Annotated in this window: 2 protein-coding genes and 1 pseudogene; 1 reads left to right on the top strand and 2 read right to left on the bottom strand. The window is 69.5% G+C overall.

What is annotated here, in order from left to right; all coding sequences use genetic code 11:
• A pseudogene (locus AB0F71_RS18775) lies at positions 1 to 669 on the top strand (hypothetical protein); the annotation flags it as partial.
• A 190-nt stretch (positions 670 to 859) separates the two neighbouring features.
• Here the strand turns inward: AB0F71_RS18775 and AB0F71_RS18770 are convergent.
• Positions 860 to 1,543 (bottom strand): hypothetical protein, encoded by a 684-nt coding sequence (locus tag AB0F71_RS18770; protein WP_360235193.1) that lies wholly within the window; start codon positions 1,541 to 1,543, stop codon positions 860 to 862.
• A gap of 398 nt (positions 1,544 to 1,941) precedes the next feature.
• Complete coding sequence (locus tag AB0F71_RS18765; RefSeq protein WP_360235190.1) at positions 1,942 to 5,532, bottom strand: RICIN domain-containing protein; 3,591 nt, start codon at positions 5,530 to 5,532, stop codon at positions 1,942 to 1,944.
• Between the last annotated feature and the right edge of the window lie 468 nt (positions 5,533 to 6,000).

Genomic DNA, 6,000 nt, shown 5'->3' with positions numbered 1-6,000 from the left:
ACGGCGGAGGGCATCACCAACGACGCGTGGTCCTACCTGCCGGACTACAAGGCCTGGGTGACCAACATCTACATCCAGGGCGCGGCCTGGCTCGACGGCATACCCGATTGCGGCGGACCGCCCACCGGCGCCTACTCGACCTGGGGCACCGGCGTGTGGACCCACACGGACGCCTCCACGACCAGTGCACGGGCCGTGCAGCTCGGCGGCCCGACGCGGATCAACATCGGGTGCCAGAAGCACGGGGAGTCGGTCACGGCGGAGGGCATCACCAACGACGCGTGGTCCTACCTGCCGGACTACAAGGCCTGGGTGACCAACATCTACATCCAGGGCGCGGCCTGGCTCGACGGCGTCCCCGACTGCGGCGGCGCACCGCGGCCCTCGGCCGGCGGCTTCTCCACCTGGGGCACCGACGTCTGGACCCACACCGACCCCTCCACCACCAGCGCGCGGGCACACAGCTTCCCCGGCCCGACCCACGTCCGCATCCTCTGCCAGGACCGCGGCGAGTCCGTCACCGCCGAAGGCGTCACCAACGACGCCTGGTCGTTCCTGCCCGACTACAACAGCTGGATCAGCAACATCTACATCCAAGGCCCGGCCTGGCTCGACGGAGTCCCGTCCTGCTCCTCCCACCTCCCGGGCGAACCACCGCACACCGCCTGACCACAAACCCCACCACGCCCCTCAGGGGCACCCGGCCGGGTCCGCACAGGGGACGGACCCGGCCACAGGCGTGCCTGTCGCAGCGCTCTGGCCATCCCGTTCCGGTCGGCCGGATGGACGACCTGACCTGGTCGGGCCCGATGGCGCCTGGCGCACGACGCGGACGCGCCCTGCCTCTTCCGCAGTACCGTCAGCTCGCCTTCCAGGCGAGGGGCTTGCCGTCCTTGTCGATCCACAGCAGGTTCGTCAGGGGCTTGTCGGTCGGCGCCAGGTAGATCGCGCACTCGTGCTCGCTCTGGCCCTTGACGAAGTCCTTGCCGCCCTTCGGGACGTCGCTCTCGCACTTCGGGAAGCTGCTGAGCAGGTCGACCTTGCGGGCCTGGGCGGTGTCGCTCACCATCGCCCGCAGCTGCCGGTTGAAGTAGGGCTCGAAGATCCCGTCGCCGCCGGTGTGGGTGTAGCTGACGTTCACGTAGTACGGCGTCTTCCCGGTCATGTCCTCCGGCTTGAGGAACTTGGCCAGGTCGCCGATGTCGCCCTTGACCACACTCGTCGGGCCGATGCTGAGCGAGATGTCACCCTTGTCACCGTCGTGGTAGGTGCCCTGGGTCTTCGCTCCGATCGCCAGGGCACCCGCGAAGCGACCGCCCGCGGTGGCGCTCTGGCTCGGGCTCGAGCCGGTTTGAGCGGGGTCGGAGGCCACGGATGTGACGGCCGGTGCGGTTGTGCCGCCCGTCCCTCCCGTTGAGGCGGCCGACGACGGCCCGGCGACGGGGGCGTCCGCGCCGCCCTGGTCCGGCCCGCAGGCACTCAGCAGGAGGGCGAGCGCCGCGGTCGCGGGCACGGCCGCACGCAACAGGAGGTCGGTACGCATGAAAGGGACTCCGTGGAGGGGTTGGTAGGAGGACAAGAACACTGGCAGACCCGGCCGCCGCACACACGGTCGGACCGCGAGGGACGCCCGGCTCCACCACCGAGCGGTGGTACCCAACGTCCGGCCGCGCGAGGCATCAGACGACCGCCCGCAGTGGCCCCTCGGAACCTCGGAGTCACCGTCGGGTGCAGACCCCATGCTCCGGCAGCCGCGGCCCGCCCCGCCTGAGTACGCGTACTCAGCTGCGGTCGGCGCTACTACTCGATCACGCCTCTGCAGGTGGAAGGCTGCCGCCCTTCCAGCTGTCGACCTATGCCCGCGGGGCGGGGCTCCGGGTTTCCTCGGAGCCCCGCCCCGCGGGGTAGTGCTTCAGGTCATCTCATGAGGTGGCTGACGGGTTACGGGGTGCGTTCGGGCTGGAGGGTCCAGCGGCTGTTGTCGAAGAGTCCGGGGCAGTCCCAGATGTCGAGCCGGGTGCCCTGTTCGGTGTGCCAGTTGTTCAGCTCGATGCAGCGCCCGGTGTTGGGGTCGCCGCCGGTGATGGTGGTCTGGTTGATGATGCGGCCGTCCGGGCGCACGGACCACTGCTGGGTGGGCCTGCCGTCGCAGTTGGCCAGGGAGAGCTGGGTCCCGTTGGTGTTGGCGTTGCCGACGGTGGAGACGCAGTAGGAGCCGGCCCGGATGGTGCCGTCCGTGCTGAGGTTGAACCTCTGGTTCACGCTGTTCCAGCAGCTGCCGATGGCCAGCGGCGCGCCGTCCCGGGGGCCGCCCCAGGCGTCCATGCACTGCCAGGAGGCCAGGTTGGGGTGAAGGGAGGTGCTGGCGTCGGAGTAGCCGAGGAACTTCCAGCTGTCGAAGCCGTCGACCTTGTTCTTCGTGCCGGTGCTGCTCTTGCCGGGGAAGACGGTGATGGCGTTGCTGTTGTTGATGGCCCAGAGGTCGGGGTAGCCGTCGTTGTTCAGGTCGGCGGCACCGACCTGCGGCTGGGCGGCGACCGTCCAGTTGGCGCCGGTCAGGATCGGCGTGCCGGCGTCCGGCTTGGTCAGGGCCGAGTAGTCGACGGTGCCGTCGGCCTTCCAAGCCAGCGGGTAGGCGTAGATGTTGCCGTTGGTACGGTGACGGGCCCAGACGGTGGTCTGGTACGTCGGGTCCGTGGCCCCCGGCATCGTCGTGGCGCCGTTGGCGGCACCGGGGGTGAGGATCTCGAAGTCCGACCAGTTGCCGCTCGCGGTCGGGATGAGCGTCGCCGTGTCGAGGCCTTCGGCGAGCCCGTTGGGCTGGAAGAGGTAGAGGCTGTTGTTCTCCACGGTGAGCAGGGAGGTCTGGGTCATCATGACCTTGTGGTCCGGGTGGCCGGGCTCGCCGCCGACGGCCTCCCCCTCGGGGGTGCCGATGGCCACGACCTGGGAGACATTGCTCCAGACCTTCTGCGTGTAGGCGGGGCAGGGCTTGCCGGTTCCGTAGGTGGTGCAGGTGGTGGGGCGGTTCAGCGCGGACGGGGTCAGCGTGCCGAAGCGGCCGGTGCCGTCGTTGGGAATCAGGTACATGACGTCCTTGAGCTGGGGCGTCTTGTCCTTGTTGTAGTGGGCGACGAGCTGGTCGACCGGCTGGCCGACGGCGAAGGTGCCGTGGTGGCTGATCTGGAAGTCGGCCCAGGTGGCGCCGAACTCGCGGTTGCCCGGGGCCGCGGCGGCGGGAGCCGCCAGCGAGGTCGACGGGTCCGTGCCGCCGCCGATGATCCGCAGGTCGCCGTTCTTGTCGGCGAGGACGATGTCCGGCTTCTGGTCGTTCGTGACGTCGCCGAACAGCGGCTGGGTGCCGGGCTTCCACGGCACGTAGAAGTTGTAGACCGCGGGCTGGCTGTAGTTGCCGGCGTTGTCCATGGCCCACGCGTACAGGGTGTTGGTGCCCCACTGCTTCGCCTGGTAGTCGTACGGCTGTCCGGGCGCGAAGGTGTCGTTCTGGCCGCACTTCCAGCCGACGACGGGGGTCGGGTCGGTGCTCACCCGCACACAGGCGACACCGGAGGCCCGCAGGCCGGGGCCGGGGACCGGGTCCTCGGCGTTGATCGTGAACCTGCCCCAGTCGTTCATGTACTTGGCCGGGGTCGGATTCGGGGTCCCGGACGGCGGGAAGTCGGCGGAGCTGACGCTGACGCGGGGGTTCGTCCGGTCGACGCGGAAGTAGCACCACCCGCTGCCGGGCGAGCTGAGGGTGCCGTCGCCGGACTGGGCGTACCAGCCGTACTGGTGGCCGTCGGACAGCGGACCCGGCGTGACGGATTCGGCGGGGTTGTTGAAGCTGCCGCCCCACCGTCCGTCGGTGAAGGAGAAGTTGGCGTCGTTGTCGTCCCACATCCGGTAGCTCGTGTACAGGGACATGCCGGCCGGGGAGTAGCTGTTCGCGGTCAGGTAGATGTTCTGGTTGCTGCCGATCCAGCCCGGGTTGTCCCATGGATGGGCGCCGCCGGTGGTGCACGGTGCCGAGCTGTTGTCGCTTGCGAACCCGGGGGTGGGGGTGGCGCGCGTCCACCAGACGGTGGGGGCGATGTCGTAGGTGGTGGTGATGTACGGGTTGTTGGCGATGTAGTGGCGGAACGTCTGGTCCCACTCGTTGGTCTGCGGGGCGATGGCCGCAGTCCACCAAGGCCACTGGCCGGCGATGGCCTGCTTCATGATGTCGGTCACGTCGATGGCCAGCGGGCCCGTGCCGGTGAGCCGCTGGCCGTTGACGGCGGGGCAGTTCTCCATGACGATGACGCCGTTGGTGCCGCAGGGCTGGTCGTTCCAGCTGGTGTGCTCGTGGATCGGCCTGGGCGCCGAGAACACCTCGAACGGTGTGTCCGTCCCGGGGCTGGAGGCGCTGGTGACCTGGGCGTTGAGGGTGGAGGTGAAGATGGTCGGCGGGCTCTCCGCCCCACCCGGCTTGGTGTAGAGCGCGGGGTTGATGCCGAACTGGAAGTAGGCGCGCTGGCGCCCCTCGCTGCCGCAGTCGAGGTTGGGGTCGCTGCTGTGGTAGCCGCAGAACCCCGTGGCGAGGTTGTTCTTCTTGTTGAGGTTCTCCGCCGTCTTGTGGTTCTCCTGGACCTCCACCGAGCCCTGGACCGAACTCGTCGCGACCAGGGACGGGTCGAGGTACCACGGGCCGGTGCCGGAACCGAGTGCGTCCTGGTTCGGCGTCAGCTCGACGGCGGCGGAGGTGACCCTGGTCGCGATGGAGGCCACGTTCGCCCCGTCACCGGGCTCCTCGGCGGAGGACCGCACGCCCGCGGCGGGTACGGAGTCGGCAGCGGGTGCGGCGGCGAAGGAGGCCTTCACGCTCTTCGACGCGGGAGCGGGCGCCGCCGGGGTGGTGGAGGAGTCCCACTGCAGCGGCGAGGGCGAGCGGAACCGCAATGCGCCCTTGTCGTCCTTGACGTCGATGTGCCCCTGGGGGTCGGAGGTCACCGACAGGCCCTGGGCGGTGATCGGGAACCGCAGGGTCTTCAGCGCCGGGTTCGCGGCCGCCTCGGGAGTACGGACCACGATCACGTCGCGCCACCCCCCGATGGGCAGCGCGGTCAGCTGGAGGTCGACCCCGGGCAGCACGTTCGCATAGGTCGCGGTCGCCCCGTCCAGGGCTGGCTTGGGCAGTGCGAACGGCGCGCCGAACGAGAGCCGCTTGCCGTCGGAAGTCGACACGGTCGCCATCGGGCCGCTGCCGCCGCCGGAGAAGGCCAGAGCGGTGCTCGCCACGGCGGGGCTCAGCGTGCCGTCGGAGTTCGGGCGCAGGGTCGGGTCGAGGTCCGCCCACGCCCCGTTCTGCTTGGTCCGCACGGCCTGGGCGTTGTCGGTGGTGGTGAGGGTGCCGTCCGGGTTCGCGAGGGTCTTGGACACCTCAGTGGTCATGGCGTCCACGACCACCGCCTTGCCCGTCGACTTCGCCTTGGTGACGGCGTCGACCATGGCCTGCTGCACAGGTGTGCGGGCCGGGCCCGGCGTGGGCGGCACCAGCGGCGGGATCGGACCGGTCGGTCCATGCGAGGGCGGGGGCGCGGTTCCGGCGGCGAGCGCCACGGGTGCGGCCAGCAGACTCACGCTCAGGGCGCAGCTGGCGCCCAGGGCGGCGAGGCGGACCGCCCGCCGCCCTCGTATCGATGGCGGTGGTGGTGTGGGTGGAAGTGTGCGTGATGTGTTGGACATGTCTGGTTTGCGCTCCCCTCCCGATGCGCCACCCCTGTCTGGGTGTTGCGTTCGGGTCGGAACGATGCGGCCTGGTCTGTGGATTGGTCAAACGCGTTGCCGTATTGAGGGGACATGCCCGGATGGTTCCGGCGCGAAGAGTCAAGACTTTACAAAGTTCTAATGCATGGTGATCGAACAACCTGGCGATGTGTCCGAGGCCTCACATAGTGTCACGCCCAGCAAGGGCACAGCTACGCCTGTATGACGCTGTGTCGAGAATCCTCGAAAGGACGC

Origin of the sequence: Kitasatospora sp. NPDC028055, from assembly GCF_040637885.1 — a bacterium.
GTDB lineage: Bacteria > Actinomycetota > Actinomycetes > Streptomycetales > Streptomycetaceae > Kitasatospora.
Note: the sequence above shows the minus strand (reverse complement) of the source record. Positions and strands in the feature narration are given on the sequence as shown.